Genomic DNA, 21,763 nt, shown 5'->3' on the forward strand with positions numbered 1-21,763 from the left:
TACAACACCATCAGGTCCTGCACCAACATCCCTGCACCATGCGTCCTAAAGACGACACAGCCGCCCGAGTCCCACGGACACACGTCCGCACGGAACTCAGGCTGGAATACCAAGACGCAAAGCTAGGGCGGATTCCCCGGCTGGTCAAGCAGGAAATTCCACCCAACGCTTCTCGACTCCATCACAGACCTGTAACCTCGACATCGCCACCCCTGCCTGTCCTCACCGGAGGACGAATTCCCCTTGAAAAACGATGGGTCACACCTTGGACGGGGGGGGCAGCACAAACGTCACAGGGCGGGCACCGCGGCCGTTTCCGAAACACACCGAACATTCCCCGATTACCTTCAAGGAATGGCTGACCTCACCCGCATCCACCTCCCCACCCACCGGGAAATCCCCGCGCCTTCGGGTGAGGCGCTCGGTCCGGCGCTCAACGCCGCCCAGGCCCTGGCTGCCAGCCATGGCGATTCCCCTCTCCTTATTGTGGCCGGCGCCGGATCAGGAAAGACCCGCACCCTCATCCATCGCGTCGCCCACCTCATTAATAGAGGCGTCCCGGCCAGCCGCATCCTCCTGCTCACCTTCACTCGTCGAGCGTCCCAGGAGATGCTGGACCGGTGCCAGCGGCTGGTCGGCACGGCCTCGCTCCAGGTCCAGGGCGGCACCTTTCACGGAATCGCCCACCGCTTGCTCCGCCGTTTCGGTCCAGCCGCCGGACTGCCGGCCGATTTCACCATCCTCGATCAGGGCGACGCCGCCGATCTCATGGGACTCGCCCGCGCCGCCCTCGGCTACGCCGACTCGTCCAAGGCGCCGCGCTCGGCCCCCCGCTTCCCGCGCGCCGAAACGCTGCTGTCCATGTATTCGCGGCAGGTCAACACCGATCGCCCCATCGCCGATCTGATCGGCGAGCAATGGCCGCATTTCCTGGCCTGGGTGGGCGACATCGAGCCGCTGTTTGCCGACTATGTGCGCCGCAAAGCCGAGCGGAATCTGCTGGACTATGACGATCTGCTGCTGTCGTGGGCGCTGCTGCTGGAACAGGCACCGGCCATCGCCGAGCAGATTCGCGCCCAGTACGACCACGTGCTGGTGGACGAGTACCAGGACACCAATCCGCTGCAGTCACGCATCCTGCGCGCGCTCTGCACGAATGGCCGTATCACGGTGGTCGGCGACGACGCCCAGAGCATCTACGCGTTTCGCGGCGCCACCATCCGCAATATCCTCGATTTCCCGCATCAGTTCCCCGACACGCACATCGTCACGCTCGAGCGCAACTATCGCTCGGTGCCCGGGATTCTCGACACCACCAACGCGCTCATCTCGCGCAGTCGGGAACGCTACTCCAAACAGCTGTGGACCGAGCGCACCGGCGGTGAGCCCCCCTGGCTGGTCACGGTGCGCGATGAACACGAGCAGACCCGCTTCGTCGTCGATCGCATTCTTGAGTTGCATGACGAAGGGATGCCGCTGCGCGAAATGGCGGTCCTCTTTCGCGCCGGGTATCTGTCGGCTGACCTCGAAATCGAACTGTCCAATCGACGCATTCCCTACGAGAAGTGGGGCGGACTGAAGTTTCTCGAAGCGGCGCATGTCAAGGACATCCTGGCGTTCCTGCGCGTCCTGGAGAATCCCCTCGACGAAGTGAGCTGGTATCGCCTGCTCAGACTGTTGCCCGGCGTTGGTGATGCCACCGCGCGCGCCGCCGTCGATCTGCTGGCCCAGCACGGATGGGCACCAATGGCCATCGGCGCCGTCCGCGCGCCGTCACGCGCACGACCGGGATTGCAAGCGCTGTCGGCCCTGCTGGACGGCATGCGCCGCGTGAACGTGCAGGCGCCCGCCGAAGCCATTCGCCTGGTCCGTCAACTGTACGATCCCATTCTCAGGGCCACGTACGACGACGCCCCTCCCCGACTGGCCGACCTGGATCAACTGGAAGTCATCGCCGCCGGTTACCCCGATCGCGCAACGTTTCTGGCCGCGCTGGCCCTCGAGCCGCCGGCCAATACGCAGGACCTCGCCGTGGGTGGTGACGACGAATCCGACGCGCTCATTCTGTCCACCGCCCACTCGGCGAAAGGCAAGGAATGGGATGCGGTGTTCGTGATCTGGGCGGCTGACGGGATCTTTCCCATGGCGCGCACCGCCGACAAGGAAGACGAGGTGGATGAAGAGCGCCGACTGTTATACGTGGCGATGACCCGCGCGCGCGACCAACTGTACGTCACCTATCCGCTGCACAGCTATCCGTCACGCACCGGTGCCGACTTTGCCTTTGGGCAGATGTCGCGTTTTCTCGATCCCGGCGTGCGCAGCACCATGCAGCGCGTGACGCTGGGAACCGACATGCCGCCCGAGCTCCCGGCGCTGCGCGGTGAACCGGTTATCGACTTGCGATCGTTGCTGCGCGGACGGTTTGGCGGGAGCGGGAAACTGCCGGAGGGTTGACGGTCCTCATCCCCTCTACCCTCTCACCGGCCTCTAGTGCGCGCCAGGGCACTCGCACATCGTTCAGCATTACGCTACACGGCAGTTCCCGCTCGACCTTCACCCTTGAGCTCTCATCACAATGCGCTTCGCCCTTGTCCTTGCCGCCTCGCTGGCCGTTGCGCCGCTTCATGCGCAAAGTCCGACGCGCGCCGCTGCGCCGAAAACGCCGACTGACTCCTTTCGGCTGGCCGCGCGACTGCCGGTTGATCCTGCGGTGCGCGTCGGCACACTGTCCAATGGCCTGAAATACTATGTGCGACGCAATGCGAAACCCGAGCAACGCGCCGAGCTGCGTCTGGTGGTGAACGCGGGCTCCATTCTCGAGGACAACGATCAGCGCGGTCTCGCGCACTTTCTCGAGCACATGGCGTTCAATGGCACGAAGAGCTTCGCCAAGAACGACATCGTCAAGTATCTCGAGTCCATCGGCGTCCGCTTCGGCGCGGACCTGAACGCCGAGACCGGCTTTGACGAAACCATCTTCATTCTCCCCGTACCGACCGACAGCGCCGGCATTCTCGAAAAGAGTTTCCGGTTTCTTGGCGATGTCGCCACCGGCATTTTGTTTGATTCGCTGGATGTCGTCGCCGAACGCGGGGTCGTACTGTCCGAGTGGCGCAGTGGGCTGGGCGCCGGTGAACGCATTCGCGATCTGCAGTTCCCCGTCATCTTTCGCGGCTCGCGCTATGCGCAACGTCTGCCCATTGGCTTGCCGGAGGTCATCGAAAAGGCCAATCCCGCGCCCATCAAACGGTTCTGGCGTGACTGGTATCGTCCCGACCTCATGGCGGTGATCGCGGTAGGCGATGTCGACCCGGCGCGTCTGGAAGCGCTGATCCGGCAGACCTTCGGGGCCATTCCGCGACGCACCGCCGCACGCCCACGCACAGTGGCGACGGTGCCGAAACACGACTCCACGCTGGTGTCGATTGCCACCGACGCCGAGTTGACCTCGTCATCCGTTGGCGTGTTGTGGAAGCTGCCACCTACCGGGACACGCACCGTGGGCGAGTACCGTCAGATGATGATGCGTCGCCTGTACAACAGCATGCTCAATCAGCGCTTCAGCGAGTTGTCGCAGAAGCCTGACGCGCCGTTTATCGGGGCTGGCGCCGGCGGTGGCAACTTCGTGCGCGGCAGCGACTACTACTCGCTTGATGCGGGCGCCAAGGAAGGCAAGCTGCTGGCCTCGCTGCAGGTGGTGCTCACGGAAGCCGAACGCGTGCAGCGGCACGGCTTTCTGCAGAGCGAGCTGGATCGGGGTCGCACGAATCTGCTGCGTTCACTGGAGCGGGCGTACACCGAACGTGACAAGACACCATCCGCGTCGTTCGTAGGCGAGTACATCGACAACTATCTGTCGGGAGACGGCATTCCCGGCGTCGCCTTCGAGTTTTCGGCCGCCAAGGCGCTGTTACCCAAGGTGACGCTCGCGGAAGTCAATGCGTTGGGGAACGAGCGCAGCGGCGCCGCCAACCGCGTGGTCACGGTCACGTTACCCAAGAAGGACGGATTGCCGGTGCCAACGGAGACCGAAATCCGAAAGATTTTTGCCACGGTTGCCTCATCGACCATCGCACCATGGACGGAGACGGTAGCGGAAGGGGCGCTGGTGCGGGTCGCGCCCACGCCGGGACGGGTGGTGGCCGAGAAGCGATACGACAGTATCGGACTCACCGAGTGGACTCTGTCGAACGGTGTTCACGTGTACGTGAAGTCCACCGATTTCAATGCCGATCAGGTGTTGATGACCGCGTGGAGTCCGGGCGGCGCCAGTCTCCTGCCGGACAGCTCTGTATTTCGCGGGGCGTTCACCACGACCGCGCTGGAGCGCGGCGGCGTGGGAGAATTCTCGCTTATTGACCTCAACAAGAAGCTCACCGGCAAGGTCGCTGCCGTCTCACCATTCATCGGCGATCTCAATGAAGGGCTGAACGGGCGGGCGTCACCGAAGGATTTGGAAACGCTCATGCAGCTGATCTGGTTGCGCATGACGGCGCCGCGCGCGGACTCTATTGCCATGCAGGCACTGGTCCAGCAGTTCGACGCCGTGCTGCGCAACAAGGACGCCAACCCGGCGGCGGTGTTCAGCGACACGGTGCAGGTCACGCTGGCAGGGGGGCACCCGCGCGTGCGGCCGCTGTCGGTGGATATGCTGAAGGAACTCGATCTTGCGCAGATGCTGGCGATCTACAAGGATCGCTTCAGTGATGCGAGCGATTTTTCGTTCCTGTTTGTCGGCAATGTCGATCTGGCTACGCTGAAGCCCTTGGTCGAACAGTGGCTGGCCGCCCTGCCGTCCACCGGCCGCAAGGAAACGTACCGCGACGTGGGACCGAAGCTGTTCAGCGGACGGATCGACAAGACCGTCCGCAAGGGGGTCGCGCCACAAAGCCAGACCGCCGTGTTGCTGGCCGGTGCCGATGCGTGGAGTCGGGAGCAGGCGTACATCCTGTCGTCAGTCGGCGAAGTACTGGAGATGCGATTGAATGATCGGCTGCGCGAGGCGCTGGGCGGCACGTATTCGGTGGGCATCAACACGGCGTTCTCGCGTCGTCCTCGCGCTGAGTGGCAGGTGGTCATCAATTACGGGTCGGCGCCGGAGAAGGCCGACACGATGTTCGCGGCGGTGCGCCAGGAGCTGGATTCGTTGCGGCGCGTGCCGCCGACGGCGGCCGAATTGGAGCGCGTGCGTGAACAACAGCGGCGGGAACTGGAAGTGGCGCGCAAGCAGAACAACTGGTGGGTCAGCATGCTGCAGGGGCGACTCGACAACGGCGACGATGTCACAACCGTGTTTGCCGACGACGCGTTGATTGCGGGACTGACGGTGGAGAAATTGGCGGCGGGCGCGAAGAAGTTTCTGGACGAGAGCAATCGGGCGCGGTTTGTGCTGCTGCCGGAGGCGAAGAAGCCTTGAACGGCGACACGGCGGAGGCGTGAGCGGTGAGGGACTTGAGGGGTGAGCAACTGAAGCGTTGAGCGTTGAGGGGTGAGCCGGCGAGGGCAGGACTGGGTTCTGCCCTCGCTGGCTGGCCCCTCTCGCGCTCGACGCTTCCGTTGCTCACGGCTCAGGCCCCTCGCTGCTCAACGCCCTCACCGCTCCGTCCGCTCCATCCGCTCCGCAACAGTGCGAGATACGGCGCGCGAAATTGGTTGTGTATTCTGCTCGCGGACTCCGCAGTTTGCGGCATGCGCAATCCTCAAAATCTCGCCGTGCTGCCGCGCGCCAATGCCTTGGTGCTCTCGCTCCACCGCTCTCCGCTTCGGGTTCGTGGTCGACGCGCGCCCGGACTCAGTGCGCAACTGCTACGATCAGCCAGCTCGATTCCCTGGAACATCGCTGAAGGCGCCGCGCACGACGATCCGGCTTTCGTGCGATACCTGACCACCGCAATCGCATCGGCCAACGAAGCGGAACAGCAACTCCAGTTGGCCCATGCGCTCGACTTGCTGGGCGACGACGGCGACTGGCACCTGACCGAGATCGTTGAACTCCGGAAGATGATGATCGGGTTGCGCAAATCGGTGCTTCGAAAGAAACCGAGGAAACCGTAGGGTAGAGCGGTGAGGGCTTTAGGGGTGAGCAACGGAAGCGTTGAGCGCCAGAGGGGCCAGCCGGCGAGGGCAGGACTGAGTTCTACCCTCGCCGGCTCACCCCTCTAGCGCTCAACGCTTCCGTTGCTCACCCCTAGAGCCCTCACCGCTCACTCCCCCTCACCGCCTCTCCCGCGCCACAATCCGCTGCACCGCGCGCTTCAAATCTCTCCCCTCCGCCACAAACACAGAATCGAACCCGTCCAACCCCTCCGCATACACCCGGCGCGACAGCAGCACGGCGTTATTGAGCGGCACCTTGGCGGCCCAGCCGGGCGGATAGCCCCGCAGACGCGGGCCGATGCTGTCCACCAACCGCGCGCGCGCCGCGCCATACACCGCCTCGCGCGCGGCAAGCCGCGCCGTGCGCGCGCTGTCGGGCAGCGAGGCAAACACCGAGTCGATTTCATTCGCCACGCGGGCCCAGAACGCGCCCAGCACCAGATCGTCCTGCCAGTCGGCTTCCGCCCGGCGCAACGACGCCGTATCACCGCGCGCGCGGAAGAACGCTTCCGCCCCGCGACCGCCGACAAACGACGCGAATGACTCATTGAACGCCACTCGGCCCTTGGCGAAGAACGTGTTGTGCAGCAATTCGTGCAGGACCGTGTTCACCAGCGTAATCGAGTCGGCCTTGATGGTCGTGCTCACCAGCGGATCGTTGAACCATCCCAGCGTGCTGAATGCCGACGACGGGCCCAGCGTCACGTCGAATCCGTCGCGCGACAACTGATCCCTGGTGCGCTTCGCTTCATCGAAATCGAAGAATCCCTTGTACGGAAACGTGCCGACGACCGGGAACCACCAGGTTTTTCGCTCCAGGCGGTCGCGATAGGCCGCCGACAGCACCAGTACCAGCGTGTCGCGGTCGAGGCGGCTGAATTGCGTGAAGCTGTCGCCGGCCTTGAGCGCCAGCGCCGTCACGGCGAAGGCGCGCGCCTCCGACACCAGTTGCAGCTTGGCCAGGGTTGCCGCATCCAATGCCGGCGTGGAGGTCGCGGTGACGGACGCTGATCGCGATCGACCGGAGTCGACCAGCAAGCGCTCGATCGGCTGCCGGCGCGACAGGATCCGCGCCTCTTCGTACGCCGCGCGCGACAAATAGCAACCCGTCGGCGTCAACGCCAGTGCGGCCACCAACAGCGCCGTCGCCGCGCCGGTGACTCGACGCAACATTCGCCATGAGGCTATCTTTCCCGGTCCATGTCGTTCGTCCATCTGCATTGCCACTCCGAGTATTCGCTCCTTGACGGCGCGAATCGTATCGATGATCTGATCAAGCGCGCGCAGCTGTACGAACAGCCCGCGCTGGCGATTACGGATCACGGTAACATGCACGCCGCCTGGGATTTCCAGGAAAAGGCGCGCAAGGCCGGCCTCAAGCCGATTCTGGGGATGGAAGCCTACGTGGCCCCGGCAGATCGGCGCACCCGCGGTCGCCCGGCCCCCGGGGTGAAACCGTACTACCACCTTGTGCTGCTGGCCCGCGACCTGCAGGGCTACCGCAATCTGGTCAAGCTCTCCTCGTTAGGGTACACCGAAGGCTTCTATACGAAGCCGCGCATCGACCGCGAACTGCTCGCCCAGTACAGCGAAGGCATCATCGTGTCGTCGGCGTGTCTGGCCGGCGAGGTGGCCACCCACCTCATGGACGACTGCGTCGCGGAGGCCCGTGAAGCCGCCGCGTGGTACGCGGAGCTGTTCAAGGACCGCTACTACCTGGAAGTGCAGGCCCACACCAGCCAGGGCCAGGCCACGCTCAACGCCAAGGTGCTGTCGCTGGCCGACGATCTGGGACTGCCCGTGATCGCCACCAACGATACGCACTTCCTGCGTCACGAAGATCACGATGCCCACGACGTGCTGTTGTGCATCGGACTCGGCAAGGATCGCAATGATCGCGATCGGATGCGCTATGACGACGGGTTGTACTTCAAGTCGGCTGACGAGGTCCGTCCGTTCTTTCCCGGGCGCGACGATGTCCTCACGAACACCCTCGCCATCGCCGAGTCGGTGGACGTGCAGTTCGAGAAGAAGTATTACGTGCCGTCCTTCCCGCTGCCGGAGGGCGTGAGTACCGAGAACGACCTGCTGGTGCAGTTGGCGACCGACGGCGCGAAAGTGCGCTACGGCGACCCGTTCCGCGACGAGGTGAAGGAGCGACTCGACTACGAGCTCGGTGTCATCACCAAGACCGGCTATGCGGGTTACTTCCTGATCGTCGCGGACTTCATCAAGGCCGCCCGTGATCGCGGTATTCCCGTGGGACCGGGGCGTGGCTCGGCGGCTGGTTCTCTGGTGGCGTACGCGTTGCGCATCACCGATGTCTGCCCGCTCGAGTTCGATCTGCTGTTCGAGCGCTTCCTGAATCCGGAGCGCGTGTCGATGCCGGACGTCGACGTCGACTTCTGTTTCGAGCGGCGCGGCGAGGTGATCGAATATGTGCGCCAGAAGTACGGCAAGGATTCTGTCGGACAGATCGTCACGTTCGGGACACTGAAATCCCGCGCGGCCATCAAGGACGTGGGCCGGACGCTCGGCTTCACGCCGGCGGAAACCGATGCGCTGGCCAAGCTGATTCCGAACGCGCCGAATTTCTCGCTGACCGTCAAACAGGCCATCGAGCAAGTCCCGGAAGTCAAGAAGTTTTATCACGACGATCCGCGCTACCGACAGCTACTCGATTTCGCGATCTCGCTGGAAGGGCTGTCGCGTCATACCGGCGTGCACGCGGCGGGCGTAGTGATCGCGCCGGGCCCGCTCAACGAATTCGTTCCCATCTGCACACAGGCCTCCAAGGGCTCCGGCAGTGGCGAGGACGAACGCGTCATCGTGACGCAGTACGACATGACGGCGCTTGAGCATGCGGGCATGCTCAAGATGGACTTCCTCGGGCTGACGACGCTCACGGTCATCAGCGACACGCTGGCGCTGATCAAGGAGCGACACGGTCGGGACGTGGTGTTGGAAGAACGCGGTTTTGCCGACGCCGACACCTATCGCATGCTGCGCGCCGGACGCACCGCAGGCGTCTTCCAGTTCGAATCGCCGTTGGCGACCGACGTGCTCAAGCGCATGCGCTGCGACCGCTTTGACGATCTGGTGGCGTCCAACGCACTGTTGCGTCCGGGTCCGTTGGACGCGGGCATGCACAATGTGTACATCCGACGCAAGCGCGGCGACGAGCCCACCGCCTACGCGCTGCCGGAGCTCGAACCGATCCTGTCCAACACCTACGGCGTCATCACCTATCAGGAACAGGTGATGCGCATTGCGCAGGTGCTGGCGGGCATCTCGCTGGCCGAAGCCGACGTCTTGCGAAAGGCCGTCGGCAAGAAGGACTCCGAGTTGATCAAGAAGGAACTCGGGAAGTTTGTCACCAAGGCCGTGGCGCTGGGTCACGATCCGGCCGTCATCGACGAATTGTCAGGACAGATCGAGACGTTCGGGCGATACGGGTTCAACAAGTCGCACTCAGTCGCCTATTCCGTTGTCGCCTATCACACGGCGTGGCTCAAAACGCACTATCCGGCCGAGTTCATGGCCGCGCTCCTGTCGTCGAACATCGGCAAGACGGAAGAAGTCATCAAGTACATCGCGGAAGCGCGCGAAATGGGCATCGAGGTTCTGCCGCCCGACGTGAATGAATCGGGTTGGCGATTCACGGTGGTCGCTGACAAGCGCATTCGGTTCGGCCTCGGAGCCATCCGCAACGTGGGTCGTGGCGCCATCGATTCACTGCTTGGCGCGCGTGCGGACGGATCGTTTTCGTCGTTGTACGATTTGTGCTCGCGGGTGGACCTCCGCATGTGCAACAAGCGGGTGTTTGAGGCGCTCGTGGCCGCCGGAGCCTCCGATGGCCTTGGCGGTCATCGGGCCCAGCTGCTGGCCGCGCTCGACCATGCCATCAGTGAGGCGTCCCTGCGACAGGAAGAAGCGGAGCGGGGACAAGTCTCCCTGTTCGGCGACTTTGGCGATACCAGCAGCTCGGCGTCGGTCAGTGGAGCCCCCGCCAGCCCCCCGCCGCTTCCGGCAACGCCCCCCTGGAGCGAAAGTGAGCGGCTGCAGCGGGAAAAGGAGCTGATCGGGTTCTACATCTCGGGGCATCCCCTGGAGCCGTTCCGGACCGAATGTGAGCTGTTTGCCTCCCACACGGTGGCACAACTGGGGCGATGGACCCCGGAAGGGGTTACCATCGGTGTGGTGGTCACGGCCATCAAGCGGCAGGTTTCCAAACGGTCCGGGGCCGAGTTCGCGAGGTTGACAGTCGAGGATTTTTCCGGATCTTCCGAAGTGTTGGTCTTTCCGGAGGCGTGGGCGGTGATCGCCGAACGTGTCCGGCCAGACGTGCCGCTGCTGATCAAGGGCGGCTATTCACGGAAAGATCAGGAGGTTGAGAACCCGACGTTTATCGTTGAGGCCGTCACGCGTTTCGCTGAGGTGCGGGCGAGCGGCGATCTGGCGGTGGCGATCGATCTGAACAACGGTGCCGATCTGGCACCGTCGGTGATGGATGATGTGCGGGTTGCGATCGAGTCGCATCAAGGCTCGGCGCCGCTCGAACTGCGTTGGCAGGACGGCGACGACTCGCCGGTCCGATTCCGGTCGCGATCGCTGACGGTCGCCGCGTCACCGGCCGTCCTGTCCGATCTTCGCGCGCTGCTTGGCGCTGATCGTGTGCGCCTTGTGCGCGCCGACGGCTGACGAGCTGGCGCGTCCCTCTTTCCCCGGACTGTCATGGCTGTTGCCCCGATACTCGAATTCGAGCGTCCGCTGGCCGACCTCGAGAAGCAAATCGAGGAGATGAAGAAGCTGGCCGGTGATCAGGCACTCGATGTGGTTGCGGAGCTCGCACCGCTTGAGGCGAAGCTGGCCGAACTGCGTGTGCAGATCTATAGAAACCTCACCCCGCTTCAGCGGGTGCAGGTGGCGCGTATCGCGCGGCGTCCGTTCACCGCCGACTACATCCGGCTCGCGCTCACCGACTTCATCGAGATTCACGGGGATCGTCTGTTTCGCGACGACGCCGCGATCATTGGTGGTTGGGCGCGGCTCGATGGCGAGACCGTGATGGTGATTGGCCATCAGCGTGGCCGTGACACGAAGGAGAATCTCAAGCGCAACTTCGGGATGCCGCACCCCGAGGGATACCGCAAGGCACTCCGGCTGATGAAGCTGGCCGAGAAGTTCCAGGTCCCGGTGCTGACCTTTATCGACACACCGGGTGCGTGGGCCGGTCTGGGCGCGGAGGAGCGCGGACAGAGCGAGGCCATTGCGCGCAACCTGCTGGAGATGAGCCAGCTGCAGGTGCCGATCATTGCCACGGTCATCGGCGAGGGCGGCTCGGGTGGCGCGCTGGCGTTGGGTGTGGCCGATCGCGTGCTGATGTTCGAGAACGCCGTGTACTCGGTGATTACCGTCGAGGGATGTGCCGCTATCCTGTGGAAGGACGGCAAGAGTCCCGCCATGCGCGAGAAAGCAGCGACGGCGCTTCGCATTACCGCCGCCGATCTGGTCGAGTTGCGCGTGATTGACGAGATCATACCGGAACCCATCGGTGGCGCGCACTCCGATCACGATGTGACGGCGGCCAACCTCAAGGAGGCGCTGGTGCGAAACCTCGAGGAACTGCGCCGACTCAAGCCGGACCGTCTGGTGCGCAAGCGGCGGGAAAAATTCCTCCGCATGGGGCAGTTTGCCGAGTAATCAGCCAAGGCGGACGACGTGGCGCACCTGATCGAAGTGGCGTTTCGGGGCAATCGAAAGGAGTTCTACCAGTGGGAAGCGGAGACCGCACCGGCGTTGCGTGCCGGAGTGATTGTCGAAGCAGATCGCGGTGAGGACTTCGGTCGCGTGCATTCCACCGGTGAACTGGCCGAGGTGCGCTGCCGCGGATGCGCGCACGGATGCGGCACCACGCCGCCGCCGCGTTTGGCCATGCGACTGGCGAACGCCGACGAGATGGCCCGTGACCACGCGCTGACGGCCGACAACGAGAGTGCCCGCCGACGCGCGATGGAACGCGTGAAAGCCAACCACCTCGTGATGAAAGTGACCGACGCCGAGTGGCAGTGGGACCGTCGCAAGCTCACGTTCTACTTCACGGCCGAGCGTCGCGTGGATTTTCGCACGCTGGTGCGCGATCTGGCCGCGATGTTCCGCGCGCGCATTGAACTCAAGCAGATCGGTGTGCGCGACGAAGCCAAGCGACTCTCGGGCATCGGTCGATGCGGTCGCGAATACTGTTCGGCGTCATGGCTGCCCGATTTGCGTCCGGTCAACCTGGGCGTGGCCAAGGAGCAGAAGCTCTCGCTCAACCCGCAGCAGATTTCCGGCGCCTGCGGCCGTCTGATGTGCTGCCTGCGCTATGAGCATGAATTCTATGTGCAGAGCCGGCGGCGCTTTCCAAAGGAAGGACGCATTCTCGTCACCCGCATTGGTGAGGAGAAGGTGATCAGTTTCGACATCTTCAATGATCGGGTGACCTTGCGCTCGGCCGAGGGGGATACGCGCGTCGTCCCGTTGGCCGAGTTGCGCGAGGATGTCGGCGGCTTTGGCGATTCGATCAGCGCAGACCGGATGGTGTTGGTGGCAGACCACGAGGACGAGCATGGCGACACGGTGCTCGATCATTCGGATGCGCCAATCACGGAGGATCGCGGGCCTGACGACCACTCGACGACCGACGACGAGGCGGCCGTTGATGCGGCGGGTGCCGAACCCGCCAGCGATCCGGCCACGACAGACACCGACAGTGAAGCGCGTCGGAAACGTCGCCGCGGGCGTCGCGGCGGACGCCGGTTGCGCGCCGCCGAACAACGTCGCCTGGATAGCGACACCGAGACCGACGACGGGATCGCCGATACCGCGCCCACCGACTCTCCACCGAGTACCTGACGTGGCCCGTTTCTTCCTGACCACCGCCATCGACTATGCCAATGGCGATCCGCACATCGGACATGCGCTTGAGAAGATCGGTGCCGATGTCATCGCGCGCTATCATCGATTGCGCGGTGACGAGGTGCATCTGCTCATTGGCATGGATGAACACGGCCAAAAGGTGCAGCAGACCGCGGCGGCGCAAGGCGTCGACCCGCAGGCGTTTGCCGACGACATCGCCAGGCGATTTCAGGCGATGTGGGCGCGTCTCAACGTGCAGTATGATCAGTTCATTCGCACCACCGATGCGCATCACAAGGCGGGAGTCCAGGCGCTGATCCGGCGCATCGCGGAGCGGAGTCCGGACGACTTTTACGAGCGTTCGTATCGCGGCCTGTACTGCGTGGGCTGTGAAGCGTTCAAACAGGATGCGGACATCGTCGACGGGAAATGCGCTGTACATCCCACCCGCACCCTGGAAGAGGTGGAGGAGCACAACTGGTTCTTTCGCCTGTCTCGGTATCAGCCGTTCCTGCAACAGCTGATCGCCGACCACCGTCCTTCATCGAACCGGAAAGTCGTCGGAACGAAATTTTGGGGCTGCTGACACAGGGGTTGGACGACGTGTCAGCGTCGCGCGCACGCTTGGATTGGGCGGTGCCGTTCCCGCTGCCGCTTTCGAATGGCGAAACGCAAGGCACGTACGTGTGGTTCGATGCGCTGCCCAACTACCTGACGGCCACCGGATTCCCGGCCCCCGGCTTCGAACAGCAGTGGCCCGCCGACCTGCATGTCATCGGTAAGGACATCACGCGGTTTCACGCGGTCATCTGGCCGGCCATGCTGGAGGCGGCGGGGCTCCCGCTGCCCAAGCAGGTGTGGGCACACGGATTCGTGCAACTGGGTGGTGAACGATTCTCCAAGAGTGCCGGCGTCAAGCTCGATCTCGGCGAAGCCATTGATCGCTTCGGCGTCGACGCGTTCCGGTACGTGTTGCTGCGTGAAGTGCCGTTTGATGGCGATGGCAATTTTTCGTGGGAACGTTTCGAAGAGCGCTACACCAGCGACCTCGCCAATGCATTGGGGAACCTGGCCAGCCGCGCGATGGCGATGGTGGAGAAATACTGCGGGGCGGTTGTGCCGGTGGCGGCCGTGCCGGATGCCGAAGGCGACGACTGGACTGATGTCGCAGCGTATCACGCCGCCATGGACGGTTCGCGGGGTTGGCTGTTGCACGATGGACTGTCCGCCGTGGCGCGCATGACAGCGCGCGCGAACGAGTTCACACAGGCCATGGCCCCTTGGCAGTTGGCCAAGGACCCGTCGCGGCGTGCTGAGCTGGAGCAGGTGCTGGCATCCCTCATTCGACGTCTGGCGCGACAGGCCGTACTGCTGTCTCCCTTCATGCCCGGCAAGTCGCAGGCACTGTGGGAACAACTGGGGGCCGCCGGTCACGTACACACCCAACGATTCGGTGACCTGGCCCGTCTGGACGCGTCCGGGTGGACGGTGCACAAGGGCGAAGGACTGTTTCCGCGGCCCGTTGCCGCCGTCGAACCGCCGACGCCGGCGTAGCTGGCGCGTCACACCGCAGGCACGAACATCACCGTGACGCGCCCAAGCGTCACACGGACTACGCGAGTCGTTTCGTTGTTGCATCCGATGCCTGTGGCGCGAGTGACGTAACGCACCCGCTATCAGTAGTTCTCCTGCCAGACGAATCACCGGCACGGGGGAACTCGCCATGCAAGAAGAGCAGACGGTGGACACCGCAGCAGCAGGTCGGACTCCGCGAAAAGGCTTCGCGCTCGAGACGGTCCTGCTGTTGCTCATCATGTTTTCGATCATCATCCTCGCCGGGCTGTCGGCGGTGACGACGCTCGCGCGCACCTCCAATGCGGACTACCGCGGCGCACGCGCCTCGTACGCCGCCGAGGGCGGTGCCGACGACGTCATGTCACAGCTTGATGCCGCCATGCAGGATGGCATCATCAACGGCGAAGACATCGCGTCCCTGCAGACCCCGCAGCTGACCGGCTATCGCATGACGCAGTCCACCCAGACCATGGGTATTCCGGTGTCGCGGACGATTACCTCGGGCCCGTTCTCCGGACTCTATTCGCTCAATCAGCCCATCGACATCACGGTCTCGGCGCGCGACACCTCAGGCAACAAGGCCACCGCGGTGTTGTCGGTGAACGCCCAGACCATTCCGCTGTTCCAGTTCGGCGTATTCTACGAGAACGACCTGGAGATCCTGAACGGTCCGGCCATGACGTTCGCGGGGTGGGTGCATACCAACGGCAACCTGTACATGTCGTCGGCGAGTACCACGTACCAGAGCAACATCACCACACCCGACAGCGTCTTCTGGAACCGCAAGGACAGCAATCAGCGACTGGGCGGCGTGGCGATCAACAATGCAGCGGGTAGTGCGGTGCTGCTGGACTTCGATTCGCGGAGTCTCTCCGGGCCCGCCTTCAAGACACGCAGCACCACGCGATTCAATGGTCGGCTGATGTCGAGCGCTTTTGGTGTCCGGTCGCTGAAACTGCCACTGCCCACGAACATGGCGCCGGTGACGTTGGTGATGCCCAAGGACAACGCCGACGCGGCCATGGTGCAGGATGTGAAGATGGCATGGAAGTCGGACTGGTACATCACGGTGAAGACCGGGGTGTTCCAGATTGCCGACACCAACACCATGAAGACGCAGTTCTGCGATTCGCTGGTGGTCGAGCGGTCGGCGGGATTGACCGTCCCTTCGGTGGGCGCCTGCCGTCGCATCTTCAAGCCGCGCGTCAATGCGTTCTATGAGGGCCGCGAGGACAAGCGCCCCGATCTGGTGGACGTGTACCTGGACTCGCTGCGCATCTGGGCCGACAGCGCGCCGACGACTCGCGCGCCGCGCATTCTGTACTTTGAGTTCGCCAACCCGGCGGTCAGTAACGCCAATAACGACTACCTCTCGGTGCGTCTGCGGGGCGGAGCCAAGCTGCCGCTGTCCCGCGTGCCAGCCGACACCGGTGGCCTGACCATCGTCACGGAACGACCGATGTACGTGCTGGGCGACTACAACACGACGGTATGGCGCCCGTCGGCACTGATGGCCGACGCCATTACCTTCCCTCAGCAATCCGCCCAATCCGTCGATGCTGAATGCGGCGCCGCCACGGCCGCGACCCGCTGCTCGGCCGCCGTCGGATGGTGCGATGTCCTGCAACAGAATATGGCGCAGCGCACCGCGAAGACGTCAACCGTCAACGCGGCCATCCTCGCCGGCCATTCGCCGACACCGTGCGACTACGCGCGTGCCGGGTGTGCGTCGCCGGCCTATGGCGGCGGACTGGAGAACTTCCCGCGGTTCTTGGAGAACTGGAACGGCGTGATCTTCCGCTACACGGGCTCGCTCGTGTCGCTGTATACCAACCGCTTCTCCACAGGACTCTGGGGCAACACGGCGAATGTCGGGTTCGCGGCGGCGGGCTATTACACGCCACCGACGCGTCAGTGGAGCTTCGACGTGAATTTCCGATTCCCCGAGCGGTTGCCTCCTGGAACACCGTCTGTCGGCACGGTGCTGCAGACGGCCTATCGTCCGCTGTACTGAGCGCCTGATGACACACCAGTCAACGCATCGCGCCACACGGCGCCGATCGCCGCCCGGGTTCACGCTCATCGAGCTGCTGATGGTGGTGGCCGTCGTGGGCATCATGATGGCCGTGCTTGTGCCCCGATTCCGGATCTCCCCGGAAACCGAGGTGCAACTGGCGGCGATGCAGATGGCACAGGACATCGACCTGGCACGCACGCGCGCGCTGTCCACACGAAGCACGGTCCGCGTGAAGTTCGTGTCGGGATCGCGCAATTACACCGGCTTCCTGGACGACGACAACAACAGCACGATCGGCGAAACCCAGGCGGAGCGTGATGCCTTGCGTGGTTTCGCCACGCGCACGCTTCCGGCACGCATCGACTTCAACCGCGGGAGCGCCAGTGCGGTACCTGATGATGGCGGCTCGGGAGCCATCACCTTTGCCGGCAGCAAGGTGGAGTTCGATTCACGCGGCCTGACGCTGCCCATGGGTGTCGGCGGCGTGGTGTATCTCAAGCAGCAGACCAGCGCGACCGCCGTGGCGGCCGTGGCGGTTTCACCGTCCGGCCAGGTACGTCTCTGGACCTGGCACAATGGAGCCTGGCAATGACACCAACCCTTCGCAACCGTCGTTCCCGCCGAGGCGTTCGGCGGCGCCTGGGCTTCACCATGGTCTCGATGCTGATGGCGATCATCTTGCTGGCCGTGGGGCTGATGGCGCTCGCGGGCGCCAACGCGCAAACGGTCACCATGCAAACGCTCTCGCAGAACCGCACCAGCGCGATTGCCATTGCGCGCGCGTACATGGAGCAGGTCCGCACCCGTGACCCGTGGTCGATCGTGTCGGAAAGCGCCGTCGCCCTCAACAACGAGGGCCTGGCGTCCGGCGGCGGCGCGTTCATCCGCACCCTCACCGTCACGACGGTGCGCCAGAATCTCATCAAGATCGTGGTGGACGTCAGGTATCCGCGCGGTACGCAGCCGGTGCAGCTCACCACGTCGTATTTCCGCGGCAACGGACTCTCGGGGGCCCAATGATGACACGCAAACGGAGCGGCTTCACGCTGGTGGAACTGCTGATCTCGATGACGATCGCGCTGGTGGTCATCACGGGCGCGACCTCGTTTTCCACCAGCAGTTGGAAGGCCCGTCGCGGCTGGACCGTGCGGGAGGGCATCGACCGCGGCGCGCGGTTCGTGGGATTGTCACTCGCGCGTGACTTGCAGGAAGCAGGTATCTCCATTGAGAGTACGCCAACGTTCGCCAGCCTTGGCACCTTCGGCGACACGGTCTCCGTGCTGTCGGTGCCGTACGAGCCAGCCGAAGCCCCGGTGTACGCCATCTACAACGACGGCGACACGCTGCCGACCTATCCCCCGGGCGGCAATTGCGGCTCCACCTGCATCGAATTCCTGATCCCGAGCGGCGCGCTGGGACTGTCGTCCGGCAACCTGGCCGTGTTGCAGGTGGGATCAACACGGCGGCTGCTGTTGCTGCAGTCGGTGGCCAATCAGGGCAACGGGCATTTTCGCGTGCAATTCCTCGACACGCCGAAATTGCTCGGTCGCGATTCCGGACTGGATAGCCTGCTGCTCTCGCGCTCCGGCACCACCATCCAGAAGTTGAACGCGGTGGTGTACTGGAGAGATCCGTCGGCCAAAAAACTGTACCGCGCCACGTCGCTCAGCAGCAGCGGGACACCGATCGGTCAGGTCATGGCCACCAATGTCGAGAATTTCGAGGCGCGATTGCTGTTCATCAACAATTCGGTGGCCGCGTCGTACAATGGCATTGACTCTGATACGCTGAACGACGGCAACGATATCATCGGCGCCAAGATCCGCGCGCAGATGAAGAGCGATCGGAGCGACCCGGCAGTAAACGGTGGCCAGCCCATTCTGCGATGGTACGAATGGAAAGTGGCGCCACGCAACTTGCTGTACGAGAAGAACCGCACGAACTAGGGGGTCCGTCGCCACCCGCACCTGCGGGTGGCGACGGCGACCCCGGGTGTTACTTGGGCTTGCTGAAATCGACCGTTGGCACCGCGCGGGACGCGGCGTCGGTCACTTCGAAGTACGTGCGCGGCTTCGCACCCGTCGCCTTAGCCGTGAGTACTGCGGGAAACTTGCGGATGTACTCGTTGTAGGTGCGGACGGCGCCGTTGTAGTCGGTGCGCGCCACGGCAATGCGATTCTCGGTTCCGGTCAGCTCGTCCTGCAATTTCAGGAAACCCTGATCGGACTTGAGCTGCGGATACGCCTCGATCACGATGTTCATGCGCCCCAGCGCCGACGTCAGCGCCTGGTTGGCGTTGGCCAACTCCGCCGGGTCCGAGCCGCCGGTTTTCTGCAACGCGCCCGTCAGGCCGGCCCGGGCCTTGGTGATGCCGATGAGCACATCGCTCTCCTGCTGCGCGAATCCTTTCACGGTCGCCACCAGGTTCCCGATCAGGTCCGCGCGACGCTGCAACTGCGCGTCGATGTTCTGCTTGGCTTGCGCCGCCTGTTCGTCGTACGACTGGATCGAGTTGTAGCCGCAGGCGCCAAGCAACAGCGGCAAGGCCAGCGCCAGTCGCGCTGAGAAGGATCGCGCGCGCCGCGGCGTACGCAAAGACTGCAGGGTCATCATAGGTCGTCCTCGCAAGAGTTCAGGAGTGAAAGGCCCGGCAGGTACACTTGAAGCCGCACGGGGCCACATGCGGCGCATCACGACGCGGTCCCGCCGGCATCCGGGGATGGCGCATAGCGATCCAGATACGTCACCAACACGTCGGCACCGCCGACGTACGCGGCCAGCACCGGCTCGACATCCCGGTCGGCAACGGTCCCGCCGCGACGCAGCTGCTCCACCGTCAGGAACGGCGCGGCGTCAAACCCGCACTGCGCAGCGGCGCGTGATGACGCCAGCCGAATCACGCGGCGGTTGTTCGCCGTGCAAACGCAGTACGCTGCGGAAGATCACCAGCATGGCGCTCAGGCTGGCTTGCAAGAGTTCACGCTGTCGCGTGACGTCCGTGCCGGCCATCATCGCTGCGCGGCGAAGTCGCAGGAGCTTGCCCAGCGCTTCCTGCTCCACCTGCAGCCGCAGGTCGGCCGTCGCCACCGTGAGCCCGTCCAGTGGCAGCGTGCCTGCCAGCACGCGGTGTCGCTCGAGGATATCCGCGTACTCCATCGGGAAGACGTCCGATGAGCCCACCCACTCCCGACGCGTCAGCAGCAGAGGCGGCGGATTGCCGGCCTCCTGCCACGCCCGCGCCGTCTGGCCAAGCGCGCGCAGCGCGGCCATGTCGAGCGATTCCACGATCACCAGCACGTTGAGATCCGAGCGACCGGCCACTTGCTCGTCGCCTGCGGCCGAGCCGTACAGCACCACGCCCACCAATGACGGACCGTGCACCTGCGTGAGCTGCGTGACCAGATCGTCAAGCTGCATCGTGGACTTCGCGTTACCAGTCTGAGCCACCGCCACCTCCGCTGAAGCCACCGCCCCCTCCGAACCCACCGAATCCTCCACCTCCACCACCGCCGCCGAAACCGCCACCAAAGCCGCCCCCACTAAATCCGCCAAATCCCCCGGGACCCGGGAGCGGAATCGGCAGACAGCCCACGCAGCCACGCCGCCGCCGACTCATCATCGGGAGCACCACGAACACCAGGATGATGATCAGCAGCGGGAGCAACTGCGAATTGCCCCCATCGCGAGGCGCCGAGCGACGGACTTCGCGCGGCTGGCCATCCAGGGTGACGCCGAAGGCGGCCGAATAGCGGTCAGCGATGGACGCGGCGAGATACTCGATGGCGCCACCATAGTCACGTGCCTGGAACTGCGCAGTCGCATCACGACACAGCGACCCGCTCGTGGCGTCGGTAATGAACCCTTCAGCCCCTTGCCCCACCTCGATGCGGCATCGACCGCGCCTGTCCGACGCGCTTTCCTTGGGGACAATCAGAATCACGATGCCGGCGTTGCGCGCCTGATCGCCAATCGCCGCGTCGGCACCGACTTTCCACTCCCGGCCCAGCCGAAGGGAGACTTCTTCAACCGGTCGGCCACCGAGATCGGGCAGCGTCACCACTACCATATCGCCACGGGTGGCGGCATTCAGGCGCTTGGCAAGATCCTCCAGACGCGCTTTCGCGTCGTCTGGAATGACCCCGGCGAAGTCGTTGACGTAACCCACCGGAGACGGCAGGGCGGGCGGCTGCGCGCCGAGTCCCGCTGGAACGGCAACAGCGGCAGTCGCCGTCAGTAACAAGGCGATGACGCCGACAATTCGAGGCATGAGAACGGTTCGCACGTTGGTCACAGTATACCCCCTCCTACGGCAAGGTGCCGCTGGAGTGTCAATCCGCCACACGATGAGCCAAGGTGACCGGAGTCGCCTGTTCCCCCGCGCAATCGGTCCCACTACCGTTCACCAAGCCGATTTGCCCTGCACGGCTCTCCCTCGGGCACCCCCAACCGACATGCGCCGCTTCCGACTTCCCCAGGTTCTTCTTGTCTGCAGCGCACTGGCAGTTGTCGTCGACAGGCTGCCGACAAGCTGATGCCGCCGCCGAGTCCAAACCGGTGCTGCCGGTTGCCGTTGCCGCCCCCGCGCCCGCCGCTGATACGTTGAGCGACTCGCTCCTGATTGCCCGTGCAGACCGCGGACGACTCATGGGTCGGGATTCCGGTGCGATCTGGGTGGTGATGATCAGCGATTTCCAGTGTCCGTACTGCAAGCAGTGGCACGATGCCTCGATGGCCAACCTGCAACGCGACTACGTCACCACGGGGCAGATACGTCTGGCCTATCTCAACCTGCCGTTGCCGCAACACAAGCACGCGCGTACCGAAGCGTTGGCGGCGTTGTGCGCCGGCGTGCAGGACCGTTTCTGGCCATTCGCCGAGCAGCTCTTCGCGCGGCAGGAGGAGGTCGAGCGCGCGATGACGGTGCAACCGCTGATCGACACCATCGCGCGCGGGCTGTCGCTGGACATGGATGCCTTTGGGCGCTGCCAGCAGCGGCAGGCCATTCGCGCGTTGATGGAATCGGACGTGCAGCAGGCGAACAAGACCGGCGTGCGATCGACACCGTCGTTTCTGGTGGGTGAGTTCCTGGTGGAAGGCGCGGTTCCCTACCCTGATTTCCGCAAGGCCATCGACACGGCGCTGGTGCTCGCGCGAAGCGCCAAGAGGACGCGCTGA

18 protein-coding genes are annotated in these 21,763 nt (G+C 64.3%); 13 read left to right on the forward strand and 5 right to left on the reverse strand.

Annotated features, from left to right (window positions below):
• Positions 1-354: 354 nt before the first annotated feature.
• The 3 genes from IPP90_00270 to IPP90_00280 all read left to right on the forward strand — a co-directional run bounded on the left by IPP90_00270 (position 355) and on the right by IPP90_00280 (position 6,057).
• A complete protein-coding gene (locus tag IPP90_00270) occupies positions 355-2,457 on the forward strand; it encodes an ATP-dependent helicase (protein MBL0169151.1) in 2,103 nt (700 codons plus the stop codon).
• Positions 2,458-2,578: 121 nt separating this feature from the next.
• Positions 2,579-5,419: an insulinase family protein gene (locus IPP90_00275; protein MBL0169152.1), complete on the forward strand. Its 2,841-nt coding sequence runs from the start codon at positions 2,579-2,581 to the stop codon at positions 5,417-5,419.
• A 272-nt stretch (positions 5,420-5,691) separates the two neighbouring features.
• The gene (locus tag IPP90_00280) at positions 5,692-6,057 is read left to right on the forward strand and encodes a four helix bundle protein (protein MBL0169153.1); all 366 of its coding nucleotides are present in this window, start codon (positions 5,692-5,694) and stop codon (positions 6,055-6,057) included.
• Positions 6,058-6,216: 159 nt separating this feature from the next.
• On the opposite strand, the gene IPP90_00285 is transcribed toward IPP90_00280, so the two are convergent.
• On the reverse strand, positions 6,217-7,272 hold the full coding sequence (locus IPP90_00285; protein MBL0169154.1) for an aminopeptidase: 1,056 nt from the start codon (positions 7,270-7,272) through the stop codon (positions 6,217-6,219).
• 27 nt (positions 7,273-7,299) lie between these two features.
• On the opposite strand from IPP90_00285, the gene dnaE reads away from it, so the two are divergent.
• From dnaE to IPP90_00330, 9 genes are all read left to right on the forward strand, one after another.
• The gene (gene dnaE, locus IPP90_00290; protein MBL0169155.1) at positions 7,300-10,800 is read left to right on the forward strand and encodes a DNA polymerase III subunit alpha; all 3,501 of its coding nucleotides are present in this window, start codon (positions 7,300-7,302) and stop codon (positions 10,798-10,800) included.
• Positions 10,801-10,833: 33 nt separating this feature from the next.
• The gene (locus IPP90_00295; protein ID MBL0169156.1) at positions 10,834-11,802 is read left to right on the forward strand and encodes an acetyl-CoA carboxylase carboxyltransferase subunit alpha; all 969 of its coding nucleotides are present in this window, start codon (positions 10,834-10,836) and stop codon (positions 11,800-11,802) included.
• 18 nt (positions 11,803-11,820) lie between these two features.
• Positions 11,821-12,993, forward strand: coding sequence for a stage 0 sporulation protein (locus IPP90_00300; protein ID MBL0169157.1), 1,173 nt, complete (start codon positions 11,821-11,823; stop codon positions 12,991-12,993).
• A gap of 1 nt (position 12,994) precedes the next feature.
• Complete coding sequence (locus IPP90_00305; protein MBL0169158.1) at positions 12,995-13,582, forward strand: class I tRNA ligase family protein; 588 nt, start codon at positions 12,995-12,997, stop codon at positions 13,580-13,582.
• Positions 13,570-14,550 carry a methionine--tRNA ligase gene (locus tag IPP90_00310; protein ID MBL0169159.1) on the forward strand — a complete coding sequence of 327 codons (981 nt, stop codon included), beginning with the start codon at positions 13,570-13,572 and terminating at the stop codon, positions 14,548-14,550. The genes IPP90_00305 and IPP90_00310 overlap by 13 nt, the downstream gene beginning before the upstream one ends.
• Positions 14,551-14,719: 169 nt before the next feature.
• On the forward strand, positions 14,720-16,585 hold the full coding sequence (locus IPP90_00315; protein MBL0169160.1) for a hypothetical protein: 1,866 nt from the start codon (positions 14,720-14,722) through the stop codon (positions 16,583-16,585).
• Positions 16,586-16,592: 7 nt separating this feature from the next.
• On the forward strand, positions 16,593-17,180 hold the full coding sequence (locus IPP90_00320) for a GspH/FimT family pseudopilin (GenBank protein MBL0169161.1): 588 nt from the start codon (positions 16,593-16,595) through the stop codon (positions 17,178-17,180).
• Positions 17,177-17,608 carry a hypothetical protein gene (locus IPP90_00325; protein ID MBL0169162.1) on the forward strand — a complete coding sequence of 144 codons (432 nt, stop codon included), beginning with the start codon at positions 17,177-17,179 and terminating at the stop codon, positions 17,606-17,608. The genes IPP90_00320 and IPP90_00325 overlap by 4 nt, the downstream gene beginning before the upstream one ends.
• Positions 17,608-18,534 (forward strand): prepilin-type N-terminal cleavage/methylation domain-containing protein, encoded by a 927-nt coding sequence (locus IPP90_00330; GenBank protein ID MBL0169163.1) that lies wholly within the window; start codon positions 17,608-17,610, stop codon positions 18,532-18,534. The genes IPP90_00325 and IPP90_00330 overlap by 1 nt, the downstream gene beginning before the upstream one ends.
• A gap of 49 nt (positions 18,535-18,583) precedes the next feature.
• Here IPP90_00330 and IPP90_00335 read toward each other — a convergent pair whose 3' ends face one another.
• From IPP90_00335 to IPP90_00350, 4 genes are all read right to left on the reverse strand, one after another.
• Complete coding sequence (locus IPP90_00335) at positions 18,584-19,198, reverse strand: LemA family protein (protein MBL0169164.1); 615 nt, start codon at positions 19,196-19,198, stop codon at positions 18,584-18,586.
• 80 nt (positions 19,199-19,278) lie between these two features.
• Positions 19,279-19,488, reverse strand: a complete 210-nt coding sequence (locus tag IPP90_00340; GenBank protein ID MBL0169165.1) for a hypothetical protein — start codon at positions 19,486-19,488, stop codon at positions 19,279-19,281.
• Complete coding sequence (locus IPP90_00345; protein ID MBL0169166.1) at positions 19,442-20,035, reverse strand: hypothetical protein; 594 nt, start codon at positions 20,033-20,035, stop codon at positions 19,442-19,444. Before IPP90_00345 ends, IPP90_00340 begins: the two co-directional genes overlap by 47 nt.
• Positions 20,019-20,855 carry a TPM domain-containing protein gene (locus tag IPP90_00350; GenBank protein MBL0169167.1) on the reverse strand — a complete coding sequence of 279 codons (837 nt, stop codon included), beginning with the start codon at positions 20,853-20,855 and terminating at the stop codon, positions 20,019-20,021. The genes IPP90_00345 and IPP90_00350 overlap by 17 nt, the downstream gene beginning before the upstream one ends.
• 215 nt (positions 20,856-21,070) lie before the next feature.
• On the opposite strand from IPP90_00350, the gene IPP90_00355 reads away from it, so the two are divergent.
• Positions 21,071-21,763 carry a thioredoxin domain-containing protein gene (locus IPP90_00355; protein MBL0169168.1) on the forward strand — a complete coding sequence of 231 codons (693 nt, stop codon included), beginning with the start codon at positions 21,071-21,073 and terminating at the stop codon, positions 21,761-21,763.

It is taken from the genome of Gemmatimonadaceae bacterium (assembly GCA_016720905.1).
GTDB lineage: Bacteria > Gemmatimonadota > Gemmatimonadetes > Gemmatimonadales > Gemmatimonadaceae > Gemmatimonas.